The organism is Butyrivibrio fibrisolvens, assembly GCF_037113525.1.
Taxonomy (GTDB): domain Bacteria; phylum Bacillota; class Clostridia; order Lachnospirales; family Lachnospiraceae; genus Butyrivibrio; species Butyrivibrio fibrisolvens.
In genome coordinates, this window is record NZ_CP146963.1 from 2,185,205 (window position 1) to 2,202,004 (window position 16,800).

Below are 16,800 nucleotides of genomic sequence, written 5' to 3' on the forward strand. Positions count from 1 at the left end.
ATATATCAATAGGAAGGATGCTATGGGAAAAGTAATATTGCTTTGTGGAAAAATATGCAGTGGTAAGAGCTATTATTCAAGAAAATTAAGAGATGAATTAAAGGCTGTAATTATATCTCCTGATGAAGCAACCTATGATTTGCTAAATAATGAGCAAGGGGAATTCTATGATATTTTTTCAAAAAGGTTAATTAAGTATTTAACCAAAAAAGTTGGAGAAATTGCACAAGCAGGAGCTAACGTAGTTTTTGAAAGAGGCTTATGGTCAAAAACAGAAAGACAAGAAGTCAGAGATTATTATAAAAAATTAGGGATTTATTGTGAGATTCATTATGTATGTGTTGATGATGCAACCTGGAAGCTAAATATTTCTGAAAGAAATAAAAGAGTTCAAGAAGGAAATGGAGGATCGGATTTTTACTTAGATGAAGGTCTTATGGGAAAGCTAGAATCTCTTTGGGAAGAACCAGGCGAAGAAGAATATGATGTCTTATATAAGGTAGATAGAAACTAAATATGGAGGTTGAAGTGTATGGGGAGTATAGAAAAGTATAAGAAATACTTTACAAAGGAATACTTGATGGGGCCGAATTCTTTTAGGCTACTTGATGAATTGATCAGAAGATGCCCTGAAGATGTGAAATTTGATCGCACTTTGGATTTGGGATGCGGATTTGCATTAACATCGCTATTTATTGCCAATGAAACAGATGCTAAGCACGTTTATGCGTTTGATCTTTGGGTTCCTGCAACTGAAAACTATAAAAGAATAACGGCCAATGGGCTGGTGGATAAGATTATACCGATTCATGGTGATGCAATGGATATGCCTTTTGCCGAGGATTATTTCGATAGCATTGTCAGCGTGGATTCTTATCACTATTTTGGATGCAAGGAAGGAATATTTGCAGAGAGAATCCTGCCGTTTGTCAAGGAGACTGGTTATGTGATGATAGCTATTCCAGGGTTAAAAGAACAACCGCAAGGCGAGATAAAACAGTTATTTGAAACCTGGGCCGAAGGCGATGATTCCGAACTCTTTAAAACCGCCAAATGGTGGGAGAACTTGTTAAACAGAGAATGTGGCGACTGCTGCAGGATCGAGGTCAAAGAAGCAGAGTGTTATGACATAGCATGGCAGGAATGGTGTGAATCGGGACATGAATATGGTGTAAGAGATAAAGAGTTTTTGGATAAAGGGTTGTTTGACATCCTTAATTTCTTGCTAATCTATGTAAGAAAAGGGAAATGATAAATACCAGTATAACTCACCAACTGCTAAAGGGATATGCTTAAAATCCAAATAGAAGTTAATACTGAGCATATTAGGAAGAGACACATGAGTAGAAAAATAATAGATGAGGCAATTGAGTACGTAAAAGAATTATTTGAAGGCAATTCAGATGGTCATGGCGTAGATCATGCAATGAGAGTATATCGCAATACTCAGGTTATAATGGAGAAATATCCAGAGGCAGATTCTGTTGTTGTAGCCTTGGCTGCATTGTTGCATGATGCTGATGATCATAAGCTTTTTAATACAGATAATAACGCAAATGCCAGAGGTTTTCTCGAGAAAAATGGGTTACCGATAGAGAAAATAGATTATATTTGCCAAATAATAAATTCCGTTTCTTTCAGTCATAATAGGGGCAAAATTCCAGATACAATAGAAGGAAAGATTGTTCAGGATGCGGATAGAATAGATGCTATTGGCGCAATAGGTATTGCCAGAACTTTTGCGTATGGAGGAAAGGCGGGCAGACCTTTGGGAGATTCTATAAAGCATTTTTATGATAAGCTTCTTTTGTTAAAAGAAGAATTGAATACAGATTCAGCGAAGGAATTAGCTCAAAAGAGGCACGATTACATGGTTGAATTTCTAAAAGAATACTACGCTGAAACAGGAGAAGAACTACCATGATATTGTCATTACAAGGGTGCATGGCTGTCGGGAAAACGACTGCCGTTAGATATATTCAGGAAAAAGCACCTTATATTAATATCAGTTATGAAGATAATACGGATATTATCGAGGAGATAAGATGCCGTAATCTTGACAAGAATCGCTATGAAGATTATCTGGAAATTCAAAAACTCTGGCTTCGAAAGGAAGTGCTACGGTATGAAAAAGCTGCAAAATATCCATGCAGCATTATGGATTTTGGGGCTGAGGAAATAGAGTTTTATACACTTAACTATCCTAAGAGTATCGGTGAGGATTGGGAAGTGGAAAATGCTTTGAATAAAGAACTCACGGAAGTTCGAAGCTGTATGCCAAATCGCATTCTATTTTTAGATGCATCTGATGATGTTCTTCGTAGCCATAAACAGCATGATGATACCCGTACCAGAAACTTTTTTGAGCACCATCTTCAGCACTTGATGCCTTTGAAACGAAAGTGGTTTCTGAACAAAGAAAATGTCGATTGGCTTATGATAGATGATTTATCAGCCGAAGAAATGGGCCAAAAAGTGAAGGATTGGTGCGATTCCTGTATCAATTCTATAGGATAATTAGCTTTCAGTTAAATAATTAGGATAAGGTGTATTTAAATGATGGACAGCCTGATACAGAGTCTGCCTGAAGAAATAAGAAAGCATATTGAAGGCAGAGAATATACGATAGACGATATAGGGAAGTCTGGGGCGAAGATACTTATATTCGATGATTTGGTGCTGAAGATAACGGATAAGTCTTCTGACGATAGAGATGCTGTCAAGATGATGCGCTGGCTCGAAGGAAAACTCCCTGTTCCCAAGGTCATATCGTTCGTAGAGGATGATCATCACAGATATCTGCTCATGACAAGGATCAAGGGAAAGATGTCCTGCGATAAATACTATATGGAGCATCCGAATGAACTGATTCCTCTTCTTGCCAAGGCGATAAAGATGCTTTGGAGCATTGATATAAAGGATTGTCCTGTGATAAAGGATCTCGACAGCGAACTTTCGAAAGCGGAATACAGGGTTGAGAATGGTATTGTGGATATTAGTGATGCCGAGCCTGATACTTTCGGTGAGAGTGGCAGGTTCAAGGATCCGAAGGAGCTCCTATTATGGCTGCAGGACAATAGGCCTTCCTATGAGCCCGTATTGTCCCACGGCGATCTATGTCTTCCCAATATCCTTATAGATAACGGTGACATAAATGGCTTTATCGATATGAGTAACTGCGGTATTGCTGATAAGTGGGAGGATATCGCTATGTGCTACAGGAGCCTCAAACATAATTTCGACGGGACATATGGCAAGGTGTATTCGGGTATCAATCCCGACCTTCTGTTCAAAGAACTCGGTATAGAGCCTGATATGGAAAAGATTGACTACTATATACTTCTTGATGAGCTCTTTTGATGTGATATAGAGCCTTAATAAAATGAACTAAAAAATCAATAGAATTGATGACAGTTTTAAATCCAGTTTTTCGCTCAATCTCCTAGGGAGATGGAGTGGATAGATATTGATGATATATCAAAAATAAACGTTGTTGAAGATTTCCACGACCTTTTGGGGTGCTGTAAATATGAGTTTTTACGATCCCGACAATAATGTGATCTATTTTAGGCAGTTGCAAGAGGAATAACAATCATGGATGAAAAGACTTTGCAAGATATATTGACATTAAATTTCGGAATGGGATCACCTTCTTTGGAATTCTTAAGAGAAGGCGGCACCACTACATATATTGTCAAGGGAAGGCCTAAGTATCTGCTTAAGGTTATTGGATCTGCTTTTTCGGGTACAGCAAGACAGTCTGCATCCATTATGAGATACCTGGAAGAAAATGGATTCCCGGTGCCTAAACCGATACTTACAAATAGCGTGGAAGCCTTCTTTGAAACTGAAATTGACGGGGAGAAGAAACTGATTGTTCTCATGGAATTCATCGCCGGGGACGAGCCGGAACTTGAAAAATGTGCATCCGAAGTAGGCAGGCTTGTCGGCAGATTTCATCAATTGATGGAGGAGTATCCCTCGGAGCTTGTCTACCGCGACAAAAAATTCTTTATAGGTCGATATATTGAGTTCCTTCGTAAAAAGAAATACCCACGTATCAAAGAGTATGAGGAACTGGGAGAGCGTTTGTGGGATAAGGTTAATAATCTTCCGCAGGGGAATTGCCACGGAGATCTTCACAGGGGGAACCTGTTGCAGAATGTGGATGGGAAGATTTATCTTGTGGATTTTGATACTGCTTGCAAGGCTCCAGTTATGTTCGATGTCATGGTTATGTGTGACATGACGGATTATTTTAATCTGAAGCAGGAAGATATTGAGCTTACTAAGGTAGTGTATCGGGAATTTCTTTCGGGATATGTAGGTTATCATAAATTGAGCCGTGAGGAAATTCGTTCTTTTCCATATTGGGTTGCAATCAGGCATTTTCAACTGCAGGCAACGATCCTTGAGATATATGGAGTTGACTGCATAGATGAAGGGTTTATAGATGGTCAGCTTTACTGGCTTAACAAGTGGCAGGAAGCAATCCCAGGATTTACAGAGGAGTTGGAGGAAAAAAATTGGCAGAGAAACGGAATATGATTGATATAAATGAGAAATATATGAAAAGGTGCTACGAATTAGCGATAAGCGCAGGTAAAAAAGGGTTTGACACTTTTGGTGCGGTATTGGTTTGTGACGGCAAAATTCTGGAAGAGGCTGAGAATACTGCTGATTATAAAAAGAAGATTTTTGGTCATGCAGAATTTAATCTTGTTCATAAATGTGCAAATAAGTATACAGACGACATTTTAGAAAAGTCTGTAGTCTACACAAGCTGTGCCCCATGTGAGAGGTGCCTGGCAGCAATAGCCTCACTTGGAGTTCATCAGGTTGTATGTGGGGTTTCATACAAAGAATTCTGCAAATTACTTCCGTTTGATTATCAGGCCGTAGACAGAGAAGATTTGCTTAAGCAACTTGGAATAGATATGACACTTACTGAATCTGTGCTTGAAGATGAAGGTATGCACGTCTTTGAATGGTGGGGCGGAGAATATCGTCCTTTAGACGAGCTTATTGCAGAAATGGATGAGGTAAAACAGAAAAGTAAATAGGCAAATTTCAGTATTCAGAGGAATGCATAATGAAAAAGACATTTATAGAGATGAAACTCTTTCAGGTAAAGCCCGATAAACTCGAGCAATTCGAAGCTAAGATTGAGGAAATGACCGCAAATCAGTTTAAATGTGAAGGCTGCATATCACTCAAGTATTTCAAGAGATTCTATACCATAGATGGAGTCGAACTTGGCGAGTCTCCGAGGGAGTTAACCAAGGTTGTAAAGTGCGTTAAGTATTATTCATACTGGGAATTTGATACGAAAGAAAACTATGGCAAGGCCATAAAAATCTTTTTCGATAATTACAACAAAGATTTGCAAAAATTTCTGATTTCTCCGTTTGATATTAACTTGGGGTATTCGGTTTAAGGTAATACTTATGACGATAGAATACAGACAAAAAGCTTTAGAAGCGTTAGCTCATTACAATATAACAACGACAGAAATAGAATTGCTGAGACACAATGAGAATCTGACCTATCGCGTGGGAAACGAGTATTTGCTGCAAATACATGAGCCGACAGAGGGGTTTTCAGCAGAGTTTTTTTACGACGGTGTTGATCGTGTCGATATATATAAGTCAGAACTTGATTTTCAAGCCTACTTAAAGAAACAGAGTATGCAGATACGCGAAGCTGTTGAAAACCGTTATGGTGAACTCATTACAAAGTTACAGAATGGTACATATGTTACGGTTTCGAAATGGTTGGATGGCGAATCGTTAGACAAGCTTGAGTTGAATGATGCAATCTGCTATCAGATAGGTGATATGCTTGCGCATTTGCATCAGAAGGCAAAGGGATTCCGGGTATCACCTGTAAAAACCTATGGAAAGCAACATTGCGAATGCACGAAAAGGAGATTTCAGGCACTGGAAAATCTGGGATTAAGCAACGAGTATTCTTTAATCATGCAAAAGTGCTGTGATCATGCCGGAGTTGTATTGGAAAACGTGCAGGATGAATTTCAGATGATCCATGGGGATCTGTCTGCATCGAATATCTTGCAAACACCGAATGGACTTGTGCCTATTGATTTTTCTTTTTTCGGTATGGGACATCCGATGTATGATCTTGCTGTTCTGTTTGGAAATATCGGCGGATCATTGGCGCGTAGGCAACAAATGGCAGAAGGATATCGGAATGCAGGCGGTACGATCCGTTACGATGTTTTAGATGCCTGTTTTATACTTACCTTGTTAGATTGTCTCGGAATTCATTATGAACAGTGGAGTAAGCAGGAGTGGTTTGCATCAAGAATGCAACGGTGGCATAAGGAAAACCTGATCCCGTATGTACAGGGAGAGCGCATTTATGCGGATGATTTTTATCTGTTACATGTGCAGGGTTAATTATAAAAAAGACGCTGTTTGAAAAATTCTTTAGGTTAAATCGCAATAAGATCAAACGAAAGGGCAGTTATTGTTATAATTCAAGCTGCTTTTTCGTTTGACCTTACAGCGATTCTAACCTAAAGAATTTGTAGGGGGAATTAATATGGCAATAGATGATCCGAATGTAATAGACGGAATGGCACTGAATAAGGAAAACAATGCTCTTGTTCTTTTGTTGACAGATCACTTGTCTTGGGATGGTGAAAATGCGTTAAGTGAGTTTGATCATCTTAATCTTTTGCAAGATAAGATTAATGCATACATTTCCTATCTTGAGTCTGGGCAATATGAGGAGACTTATTCTACTGAACAAATCGCCTTTGCAATAATAGAGATTCACTTCAAGTACACTATAACAGAGAATTGCGAGAAATTCCTAAATGAAGTCCAAAATCAGATTGGACAATTTGGAATTAAGATAGAGGCGGTTATCACTGATAGTTAAATACAACTTCAAGTTTTCTTTAAGCTGGATAATTATTATTTGAACATTAAATGGATTTTGAGGTTAAACGAATGAATAACAATATCATAATCCGAGAAGAGCGGCTCACCGCCTCGGAATATATAGACTTTCTCAAAAGAACGGATCTTGGTTCTCAGTATCCTAAGGAACGATTTGAGAAGCGGATTGCTAAACTTGTAAAGAACGTCTCCATCAGCCTGATTGCAAGAAACGAAGAAGGCCTGATTGTTGGAACGTTATTTGGCCTTACGGATTTCTGCTATTGGCTGTATATCACAGATCTTGGAGTTGACAGAGACTACGAGAGACAAGGCATAGCATCGAGGCTTATGAAGACAGCGCATGAGCTAGCCGGTGGCGAAAAGGATATAGCTGTTTATCTCATTGCCAATGAAAACGCCGTGCCTTTTTACGAGAAGCTTGGTATGAAAAAGGCAGATGATGTGATGCAGTATAATCATATTGAGTGGACGGGATGGACAGTGAAATAGGCAATGGGGAGTTTACAAATTACATATGATGGGTTGAGGAGCATTGAATAATTAGCACCTTCAAGTTTGTAGAGGAAATTGATAAATGAAAGTTAGAGAATTATATGACTATATTTTAACAGTAGATGAAAATCTTGAAATTTCAATTGATGAAGTATGTGTATGTAACTGGATAACCACAGGTGACAGAAAAATTTTTCTTTCGACCAATTTTGAGAATGCACCAGAAAATGAAGATCCGGAACCATATATTCTTAAAGTTGATTATTTAAAAACGTATCTCGAGGAGCATAAAGATACATTTGATTATGACGTATACTGTAGTGGCTATCCTATGCGTGATGATGAAAACAAGGTAACGGTTCTTGCCCTTGATTTATATACAAAGGATGCAGTCAACCTTATGGATCCAAAAGAATTGGATGAAAATGGTATTCCACGTTCTATATCAGAAAAGAAACCAGGATTATTCGAAAGACTTTTTAGGAAATAATTGAAAATTGCGGCGGCGCATTCTCGTGACTTTAGTCGTGAGTTAGCCGCTGCACCTTTTATTTAATCAGAGCATATGGTATAATGTATTCATGGACAAAATAATATATACTACTAATATATCTAATCTTACATATGGTAGAGGATATGTTTATTCTTTGCAGTATCACATAGTATGGTGTACCAAGTTTAGAAAAAAGGTTCTTTTGGACGGGATAGATAACGAGATCAAAGATTATCTTAACGATCTTGCAAAAGAATATTCTTTTTCAATCATGGCCATGGAAGTTATGCCAGATCATATTCATATTCTTGTCGACTGCAAACCGCAGTTTTTCCCATCAGATATGATCAAGATATTAAAAGGGAATACCGCACGATGGTTGTTTATGAAACATCCTGAGTTAAAGAAACAGTTATGGGGCGGACATCTTTGGAATCCGTCCTATTGTATTGTTACGGCCAGTGACAGAAGCTATGATCAGGTGAAGCAGTACATAGATTCACAGAAAACGCGTTAAAAGAAAGGAGGTTCTGCGATATGAAGATCATGTCAACTTATTCAGTAAAGATAAAAGAATACAATCATATATTTAAAGACACGATCAGACTCTATCGCAGAGCTGTAGACTTTTATATTGATGTCATTCTTAATGAATGGGACAGCTTTTTGTTATGCCCCAATCAGAATAAGGTTGTGAGTCTTGCTGAAAGCTATAGCGTAACATCAAAGAAAAGACCTGTAGTAAAGTATGATTTTGGTATGGATTTTTATAAATTTCCATCATACTTAAGAAGGGCAGCCATTGCGGAAGGCTATGGGAAAGTCTGTTCATATAAGTCAAATCTAAAAAACTGGGAGATCCTTGATCCTCGTCAAAGAGGAGAGGCACCATCATTACCAAAGTCAGGATACATATATCCAGCCATGTATAAAGAGAATACATTTAACAGACTTGATGATCTTCATGCAAAGCTTAAGGTCTTTTATAACAATACCTGGGACTGGATCACGGTAGCACTCCGTAAGACAGATGTAGATTATATCAGGAAACACTGCTTTTTGAGAAAAGAATGTGTGCCGACATTGCAAAAGCGTGGAAAGCAGTGGTTTCTTGATTTTGCATTTGAGGAAAAAGTAAAACTTAGTGATACAGACATCTTTGATCAGACAATACTATCTGTAGACCTTGGAATAAATAATGCCTGTACATGCTCAGTAATGCGTGCGGATGGCACGGTCCTTGGAAGACGGTTCCTTCGTCTTCCAAGAGAATACGACTCTCTAAAGCGCAAGACTGATCGCATCAAAATGGCACAGCGTCATGGTTCACAAAAAGTCTCCAAACTCTGGAGGCTTGCTTGTGGTGTCAATGATGACATAGCAGTCAAGACAGCAAAGTTCATTGTTGATACAGCAGTAGAATATAAGGCAGATACAATAGTTTTTGAGCATCTGGATCTTAATGGACGTAAACTAGGATCAAAGAAGATGAGACTTCATATGTGGAAAGCCCGCTATGTACAGTCGATGGTAACTGACAAGGCACACAGACTTGGCATGCGAATATCAAGGGTGAACGCATGGGGAACATCAAGACTTGCATTCGATGGCTCAGGAAAAGTATTACGAGGAAAAGAGTCATCTAAAACAAAAGGTAATTACAGCCTGTGTGAGTTCAGCACAGGAAAGATATATAACTGTGATCTGAATGCAACCTACAATATAGGAGCAAGATATTTTATACGTGAGATAATAAAGACCTTTTCGGCGACGAAAAGGCAGCGGCTTTTGGCTAAAGTTCCAGAGGCCGTGTATAGGAGCACATGCACGTTGTCTACGTTGATTAGTCTGGATGCAGAACTTCACGCTGAGGCGTGATGTTTCGGTGCCAGACCGTATATGTAGTCAATGAGTTCATACCTCAGAAAAACGGGTATGGAAGTACGCAACTTTAGTGTGAGGCTTCACGACGGAAAGTTTTACGATCGATCAATAGGTTATATCCGAACAGTCGTAGGTAGAATTAAAACTGTTGATACACGGAAATGAACCGGTTGTGTTAACAAAGAAAATGCTATTTGAACGAATTGAAGCATGTAATGGCTCTGTGGACGCTTTCCTCAAGAAATCACTCGGCAAGTATGTTTATGTAGAAGTGCAATTATGGAATATGATATAACATGAGGAGCATGAAAATACAGTGAATAAATTTATTAGAGCAATAGAAATAATCCTGGTAGCTATAATAACAGATTTTATTTTTCTGCTATCGGATCTAGCGGCTGCATGGGGATTGGATTTTGTTTTCCTTCTACTTCTTATTCTGCTTCCGTTTTTATGCAGCTTTTTGTTTTATATGATCATTCAGACTCCATCGTCAAAAGAGAAATTGGCTTTCACTTTATTCCGGCTAATATTATTGTTTGCGTTGTTGAGATTTTTGGATACGAGATATCACGGAGGCGACGCAATATTATTCTATGCCTTTGTTTGGTGGGTTACGTTCCTGGATGCAGTTTTATCTGTACTAATTTTTTATCTAATCGGATGGTGGATGAAAAGAAAACAATTTAGTGTTTCCTTGGGGATTCGCGGCAAAAGAATCGTAATGGTCTTGCTGACTTGTTTTATGATCATTACAATTTCCATTTTATTAAAAAGATATTGGCGTTTTTTTGATGGTTCGTGTTCGGGAACTTTTGTTGCTTCTCAAAGTAATGATATGGAGGCTATTGATAATAAATATACTGTGGTTCTTGATCAGCATTATTTTTGTTACAACGATGTAGTTGAAGCTGATTTTAAGGTTAGAAAATATTCGATAATACTGGATATGGATTCTATTCGAATAAAAGAGAATTCATCAGATATTTATACAGATGCTCAAAAGCAGGAAATGTTAGACGAAATCATTTACTTAGCTGAAAATGGTAGCATTAGCATGGGAGACACTGACGAAGTGGCGTTTTTCCATGACGATTCACATTTTATAATTTTTTGGCGAGTAGAATAGTGATAACGCTGAATAAATTCTGCTTTTTAGAGAGAAGGACTTATTTAGATGTGCAAGAGAACAGAATTGCTCAAAATATGAAGGCTGAAATCTGACGGAATTATAATGGAGAAATGACATGAAGAATATACTTGTTGGTGGTGGAACTAGATATTTTGGTATACCTATGGTTAATAGCTTGCTTAAAAACGGGCATGACATCACGATAGCAACGAGAGGTAATTCAAAGCCGGTATTTGATGACAGTGTAAACTATGTTGTTATGGACAGGATGGACTTTGAAAGTGTTAAAGAGGCGCTTGGCGGACAGCATTTTGATCTGATAATCGACAAGATTGCATATAGCTCAAATGATGTAAAGGCTCTGTTGAGCAACGTAAGCTGTGATCAATATATACAGATGTCCACATGTTCTGTTTATCCTAAGGAACATGCTGATATCAAGGAAGACGAATTCAAACCTGAAGAATATGAACTTCATTGGATAGACAGAATCAAAGACTATCAAGAGACCAAGAGGCAAGCGGAAAGAGCAGTGTTTGAGTTCATGGATCCTGCCAATATTTCTTTTGTCAGATACCCGATTGTTATGGGTGAGAATGATTATACCAAAAGGCTTGATTTCTATATAGAACATATTAGAGATCAAAATCCTATGAACATAGATGATCTTGATAAGAAGATGGCTTTCATATACGAGAAAGATGCTGGTAATTTTATAGCATATCTTGCAGATCATTTCGTGCAAGGAGCGATAAACGGCTGTTCAAAAGATGCAGTTAAAATCTCGGATATTGTCGGATATATAGAAAAAGGTCTTGGTAAGAAGGCAGTGATAAGCCAGCAGGGAGATGATGCTCCATATAACGGTATTGAAGATACACTCAGTTTTAGTACTGAAAAGGCTGAATCAATAGGCTATAGATTCCGTGAGCTTAATGAATGGCTGTATCCGCTAATTGACGCTCGAATAAAGGACATTTAGAAAATGAAAAAACATCCTAAATTAAATTACAGTGGCCGATTGATGAAAATCATAGTTTCTATGATTCGCAGATAAAATATTGTGATCTCTTTAGAACAAATCAGTTATACAGATGATTTTATGAGGAGCAAAAATGCGTAAGAATGGTTGTGTGGCAGTAGGTGATACAGATATGTATTATGTGGCCTTCGGCGAAGGCCAAAAGACACTGGTTGTTTTGCCTGGCTTATCAGATGGATTGTGGACTGTAAATGGTAAGGCATGGCTACTGGCAGGCTCATATAAAAAATTTTTTAAAGATTACACAGTCTATATGTTCAGCAGAAAGAACAATCTTCCGAAGGATTATTCCATAAAAGAGATGGCTGATGATCAGGCAATGGCCATGAAGAATCTTGGAATAGAAAAGGCAATAGTGATGGGAGTATCTCAAGGAGGAATGGTATCACAGTTCCTTACAGCAAACTATCCTGATCTTGTAGAAAAACTAATACTTGTTGTTACAGCTCCATATGCCAACGATATTATAAAGAGCGTGGTAACAAAGTGGATTGATATGACCAGCAATGACACTCATACCAATCTTATGCTTGATACGGCGGAGAAGGTTTATACCAGGGCGTATAACGAAAAGAATAAGAAAATCCTTCCTTTAGTAGCAAGAATAACCAAGCCAGCAAGTTATGACAGATTTCTTACAAATGCCAATGCGATATTAAACTTCGATGCCAGAGAGGAACTTACCAAAATAAAGTGCAAGACTTATATCATGGCAGGCAATAAAGATAACACTGTTGGAAATGATGCTCCTTATGAGCTGAAGGCTGGTATTGCTGATAGTGAATTAATAATTTTTGATGGTCTTGGACATGGCCTTTTTGAAGAAGATAAGAATTTCTATAATAAAGTATTAGATTGTTGTGACGCTATACAAGGAGAGACTTTGTAGATTGCAATGAATCAGTAGTGTTTGAAATCGAGAGTTTATAAATGAAAATTATAATGCGGCATTTTGAACATAAAGATATTAAAATAATTCAAGACAAGCTATATCCGGACCTTTCAGAAATTGCTATAGGAGATTTAATCACAGAATGGAATTCCGGTGCTTATCAAGGACGTTTTTTTGAAATGTTTGCTATCGAATCAGATAATAAGATTGTTGGGTATGTTTCAATATATGGAAAAAGCCGAAGCATTGTTTCAGCAGGGATAGAGATATTCTCTGAGGAAAGAAAAAAAGGGTTTTGCTTACTATGCTATGGCTGACTTGCTGAAGTATGCCTCTGAAAAAGGTTACCACATAATGCTCAATCAGGTGCGTAAAGACAATCTGGCAAGCATGCGACTGCATGAAAAACTTGGCTTTGAGAGTGACGGTTATAGTTATCGGAACCAGAAAAACAAAGAGGTTTTTCTATACTTGAAATTGCTATAACAAATCCTTTTAACTGGCACGCGGAAGAAATCTTGTGACTAGACGGGCTGATGAAGATACCATGTCTTATAACTCTAAGTGGGGAGGAACAATTCCTTTTCCTAAAGAAAAAGTTGTTATTGTAAAAAGAAATCTGTAATAAATCGCCTTTTTGAGGAAGATGATTTTAAGATGCATCTTTTGAATACTCATTTGGAAAAAATGAAATAAATGATTTTGAAGCTCAGAATTATAGCTCGGATGGAGAAAAAGATAGATGATAGAAAAAAGAATTATCGATGAATTTATTGCGCCTTATTACAGGGATAAGGATATTATGCATAATATGTGGCATATTGAATTGGTAAGGCGGCAAGTAGAAAAAATCATTGCGATTGGAAAGTATGAAGTTAATAGAGATGTTTTAGAGCTTGCTTTAGCCTTTCATGGATTCATTTATCGGGAAGAAGAAAAAATCCGTGTTTTTTTGATTAATAATGGTGTGAATGAAGAAGATATAGAAGTAATTATCAAAGTCGCTTGGGAATCGCAAAGACCAGAGGTACCCGAGACTTTAGAGGGGAAGATTCTGCATGATGCTCATGTTTTAGAGGGCGGAAAGACGTACACCGTGGTAAAGACACTTATCACAGGATCAGTCAGGGGGCAGTCGCTTGAAGAAACCCTTTCATTTATGCAGAAAAATGTACTTGGTGCAAATAAATGCTATTTGCCAGAAACAATAAAGATGTGTAATGAAATGAATGAGTATACAGAGGCTTTCTACAATGAACTTGTGGATGGAATCCGCTAAGCCAAGTTGTAGTCAAAAAATATATTTCAACAGTCCGATTGTCTATAAGGTGTTATATTGTGTTATCGTGAAATCTTTCCCTTGTTTTTTCCCTTATCAGCACTCGTAAAGTACCATGGGATGATATAACACAAGGGAAAACATAAGGGAAAGTAAAACATCAGCAAATTTAGTATTTACAAGGGTTTGCGGATGATGAAATAACAAGATGTAACGAGTTATAAAACCCTTGGGAATGGTTCATTCCCAATCGGTAATTTGGCGCATTAAGTTATTTATAAAAGAGTACTTTGAGCATATTGATATGAAGAAGATAAATTTTATTAATATAGAGGTAGAACATCTGTGGATGTAATTAAGATGAGCAAAAGAACAGAATTTCTCAAAAATAAATATTCATTAGAAAGACATCCTGAAGGAGGATGGTTTGCAGAAGTTTATACTTCTCCGTTTGATCATGAAAACAGAGCTTTAATGGGAAGCATTTATTTCCTTCTAGAAGGAGCTGATATATCTCATTTTCACCAGATCGACTGTGACGAGATCTGGTATCACCATGAGGGATGTGCATTAAAGATCACCATGATAATAGATGGAAAAGTCAGTGAGAGCTTCATAGGTACTGGTGAAGACCAGACTGCCATGGCAGTTATACCCAAAGGTGCCATATTTGCGGCAGAAAACCTTGATAAAGATGGATATTGTTTCATGTCCTGCGCAACAACACCGAAATTTATGTATGACGGCTTCAGACTGGTGGATGAAGAAGAAATAAAGAGTCTGTGCCCGGATATGTTTGAAAAAGTAGCGCATTTAGCGTTCTCTAAGGAAGAGCCGATTGTATGAAAACTGCAAGAATGATAATATTATCTATAGATGACGCATGCAACTTGATATGTATTGTAGCAAAGATGTAACCCTAGGAGAAACTAATCAATGACCAAAGCGATATCAACTTCGATATATTCTTTTAAAGATTTAATTGAGAATAATTGCATATATGTTGATAAGACCAAATATTTATATGATATTATTTCAGCTCCTAAGGGACAGTTCTTTTGCTCACGTCCCAGAAGATTTGGCAAGAGCCTTACAATTTCTACTCTCGAGGCTATTTTTTGTGGACAAAAGGAATTATTTAAAGATTGCTACATCTATAATGAAACTGATTACGATTGGAAAAAATATCCTATTATTCGATTGGATTTTGCTAAGGCTAATTTAAGTAGTATTGAGTTATTATCTTCATGGCTCTTACAGACTTTGAATGGTATTGCCAAGGCCAACGGGATAGAAGTCAAGAATACAGATCCAGCGCTTTTATTTGGGGAACTTATCGAGGCTTTATATAAAAAAGAGAATCAGACAGGAGTTGTGGTTCTTGTTGATGAATATGATAAGCCTATAATGGAGCATTTGGAAAATGAAAATGAAGCAGAAATGTTCCGCAATTTCATGGAAACATTCTATCAGATGATAAAAGGATACGAGCAGTACGAGCGCTTTGTGTTCATGACAGGGGTTATTAAGTTTGCTAAGCTCTCAATATTTAGTAAACTTAATAGCTTAACAGACATCAGCATGGACAGAAAATATGCATGCATGTTTGGATATACTGAAGATGAATTGGAAACGTATTTTGGTGAGTATATTGAAGCTTTGAATAAGCAGGGAATATATGATGAAAACCGTAATAAGCTAGATTATGCCAGCATTCTCACCACACTTAAGAGATGGTATGACGGTTTTAGATTTTCACCAAGAGAAGAGAGTGTATATAACCCTGTTTCAATAGGATCTTTCTTTAGAAACGAGGGGATTTTTTCAAATTATTGGTTTGAGACAGGAACACCAAAAGTGCTGATAAAGACCATGCAGCAGATACAGATTACGTTGGATGATGTCAGAGACCCTATTATTTCCAGAGATACTTTTAGTGTTTTTGATATTACAGAATTTGCTTTCTCGTCAGATGGAATAAAGAATGGCAATGCCAGAAGAATAATTGGCAAGCAGAAATTCCTACAGTTATTGTATCAAACAGGATACATGACTCTTGGAGATGTTCCTGAGGATGGATTGAGCGATTCATATTATCCTATGCGCTTTCCTAATAAAGAAGTTAGGGATTCGTTTCAGAAAAACATAGTTTCATTGTTTGTTGATGAGGATCCTGCGGATTTTTCTGCAACAGTAGATTTGATAAAACGTGCTGCAAGAGAAGGAAAGAGTAAAGATATTCGCAAATACATGGAAAATATATTTGCGAATATCCCATACACAATCCAAATTGCAGAAGAAAAGTATTATCAATCCATAATGTATACGGTATTTCTGCTCTGTGGAATGGATATTGATCCTGAGGTGGCAACTAATGTAGGAAGAATAGATGCTGTTTTGGATGCCGGTGAGCATATATATATTTTTGAATTTAAGTTTGAAAAAACTGCAGATGAAGCATTGAATCAAATTGAAAGAAAAAAATATGCTGAAAAATATTTAATAAAAGCGGAAGAAAAAGGGCAGACTATTCATAAAATAGGTGTTGAATTTTCATACAACAAGGATCAGAGGAATATCATTGAATGGGTAGAAGTTTAGTAGGTTTCTGTTCTGAATAAATTATTGTCTGGCATGTATTTTGTATCAGGCGGTAA

General features: G+C 37.4%; 22 protein-coding genes. All 22 read left to right on the forward strand.

All coding sequences use genetic code 11. The features are described 5' to 3' along the window. Window positions 1-22: 22 nt before the first annotated feature. The 22 genes from WAA20_RS09015 to WAA20_RS09115 all read left to right on the forward strand — a co-directional run bounded on the left by WAA20_RS09015 (window position 23) and on the right by WAA20_RS09115 (window position 16,744). Window positions 23-514, forward strand: coding sequence for an ATP-binding protein (locus WAA20_RS09015; protein ID WP_073386236.1), 492 nt, complete (start codon window positions 23-25; stop codon window positions 512-514). 18 nt (window positions 515-532) lie between these two features. Next, window positions 533-1,252, forward strand: coding sequence for a cyclopropane-fatty-acyl-phospholipid synthase family protein (locus WAA20_RS09020; protein WP_073386212.1), 720 nt, complete (start codon window positions 533-535; stop codon window positions 1,250-1,252). Between the two features lie 87 nt (window positions 1,253-1,339). Further along, window positions 1,340-1,924 (forward strand): HD domain-containing protein, encoded by a 585-nt coding sequence (locus WAA20_RS09025; protein WP_073386237.1) that lies wholly within the window; start codon window positions 1,340-1,342, stop codon window positions 1,922-1,924. Continuing rightward, complete coding sequence (locus tag WAA20_RS09030; protein WP_022759463.1) at window positions 1,921-2,517, forward strand: hypothetical protein; 597 nt, start codon at window positions 1,921-1,923, stop codon at window positions 2,515-2,517. Before WAA20_RS09025 ends, WAA20_RS09030 begins: the two co-directional genes overlap by 4 nt. Before the next feature lie 39 nt (window positions 2,518-2,556). Further along, window positions 2,557-3,360: an APH(3') family aminoglycoside O-phosphotransferase gene (locus WAA20_RS09035; RefSeq protein ID WP_081373708.1), complete on the forward strand. Its 804-nt coding sequence runs from the start codon at window positions 2,557-2,559 to the stop codon at window positions 3,358-3,360. Window positions 3,361-3,594: 234 nt separating this feature from the next. Beyond that, complete coding sequence (locus tag WAA20_RS09040; RefSeq protein WP_081373709.1) at window positions 3,595-4,548, forward strand: phosphotransferase; 954 nt, start codon at window positions 3,595-3,597, stop codon at window positions 4,546-4,548. After that, a complete protein-coding gene (locus tag WAA20_RS09045; protein ID WP_139263652.1) occupies window positions 4,527-5,063 on the forward strand; it encodes a nucleoside deaminase in 537 nt (178 codons plus the stop codon). Before WAA20_RS09040 ends, WAA20_RS09045 begins: the two co-directional genes overlap by 22 nt. 29 nt (window positions 5,064-5,092) lie before the next feature. After that, window positions 5,093-5,437: a hypothetical protein gene (locus tag WAA20_RS09050; RefSeq protein ID WP_073386215.1), complete on the forward strand. Its 345-nt coding sequence runs from the start codon at window positions 5,093-5,095 to the stop codon at window positions 5,435-5,437. 10 nt (window positions 5,438-5,447) lie between these two features. Further along, a complete protein-coding gene (locus tag WAA20_RS09055) occupies window positions 5,448-6,419 on the forward strand; it encodes a phosphotransferase (protein ID WP_073386216.1) in 972 nt (323 codons plus the stop codon). Window positions 6,420-6,564: 145 nt separating this feature from the next. Further along, a complete protein-coding gene (locus WAA20_RS09060) occupies window positions 6,565-6,906 on the forward strand; it encodes a DUF6572 domain-containing protein (RefSeq protein WP_022759460.1) in 342 nt (113 codons plus the stop codon). Between the two features lie 71 nt (window positions 6,907-6,977). Then, entirely contained in the window at window positions 6,978-7,418 is a 441-nt protein-coding gene (locus tag WAA20_RS09065; RefSeq protein WP_073386218.1) for a GNAT family N-acetyltransferase, read from the forward strand. Between the two features lie 85 nt (window positions 7,419-7,503). Next, on the forward strand, window positions 7,504-7,911 hold the full coding sequence (locus tag WAA20_RS09070) for a hypothetical protein (RefSeq protein WP_073386220.1): 408 nt from the start codon (window positions 7,504-7,506) through the stop codon (window positions 7,909-7,911). 91 nt (window positions 7,912-8,002) lie between these two features. Further along, window positions 8,003-8,431 carry an IS200/IS605 family transposase gene (gene tnpA / locus WAA20_RS09075; RefSeq protein ID WP_034490426.1) on the forward strand — a complete coding sequence of 143 codons (429 nt, stop codon included), beginning with the start codon at window positions 8,003-8,005 and terminating at the stop codon, window positions 8,429-8,431. A 20-nt stretch (window positions 8,432-8,451) separates the two neighbouring features. Continuing rightward, window positions 8,452-9,792, forward strand: coding sequence for a transposase (locus tag WAA20_RS09080; protein WP_338802697.1), 1,341 nt, complete (start codon window positions 8,452-8,454; stop codon window positions 9,790-9,792). Between the two features lie 322 nt (window positions 9,793-10,114). Next, the gene (locus tag WAA20_RS09085) at window positions 10,115-10,927 is read left to right on the forward strand and encodes a hypothetical protein (protein WP_073387735.1); all 813 of its coding nucleotides are present in this window, start codon (window positions 10,115-10,117) and stop codon (window positions 10,925-10,927) included. A 118-nt stretch (window positions 10,928-11,045) separates the two neighbouring features. Then, window positions 11,046-11,912 (forward strand): NAD-dependent epimerase/dehydratase family protein, encoded by an 867-nt coding sequence (locus tag WAA20_RS09090; RefSeq protein WP_073387733.1) that lies wholly within the window; start codon window positions 11,046-11,048, stop codon window positions 11,910-11,912. Window positions 11,913-12,045: 133 nt separating this feature from the next. Further along, window positions 12,046-12,861 carry an alpha/beta hydrolase gene (locus WAA20_RS09095; protein ID WP_073387732.1) on the forward strand — a complete coding sequence of 272 codons (816 nt, stop codon included), beginning with the start codon at window positions 12,046-12,048 and terminating at the stop codon, window positions 12,859-12,861. A gap of 41 nt (window positions 12,862-12,902) precedes the next feature. Then, complete coding sequence (locus WAA20_RS09100; RefSeq protein ID WP_073387731.1) at window positions 12,903-13,181, forward strand: hypothetical protein; 279 nt, start codon at window positions 12,903-12,905, stop codon at window positions 13,179-13,181. After that, window positions 13,174-13,350 carry a GNAT family N-acetyltransferase gene (locus tag WAA20_RS21055; protein WP_081373827.1) on the forward strand — a complete coding sequence of 59 codons (177 nt, stop codon included), beginning with the start codon at window positions 13,174-13,176 and terminating at the stop codon, window positions 13,348-13,350. Before WAA20_RS09100 ends, WAA20_RS21055 begins: the two co-directional genes overlap by 8 nt. Before the next feature lie 256 nt (window positions 13,351-13,606). Next, window positions 13,607-14,143: a hypothetical protein gene (locus WAA20_RS09105; protein ID WP_081373826.1), complete on the forward strand. Its 537-nt coding sequence runs from the start codon at window positions 13,607-13,609 to the stop codon at window positions 14,141-14,143. Between the two features lie 360 nt (window positions 14,144-14,503). Then, window positions 14,504-14,989 (forward strand): cupin domain-containing protein, encoded by a 486-nt coding sequence (locus tag WAA20_RS09110; protein ID WP_073387751.1) that lies wholly within the window; start codon window positions 14,504-14,506, stop codon window positions 14,987-14,989. Between the two features lie 90 nt (window positions 14,990-15,079). After that, the gene (locus WAA20_RS09115) at window positions 15,080-16,744 is read left to right on the forward strand and encodes an ATP-binding protein (RefSeq protein ID WP_027217744.1); all 1,665 of its coding nucleotides are present in this window, start codon (window positions 15,080-15,082) and stop codon (window positions 16,742-16,744) included. Window positions 16,745-16,800: the final 56 nt, after the last annotated feature.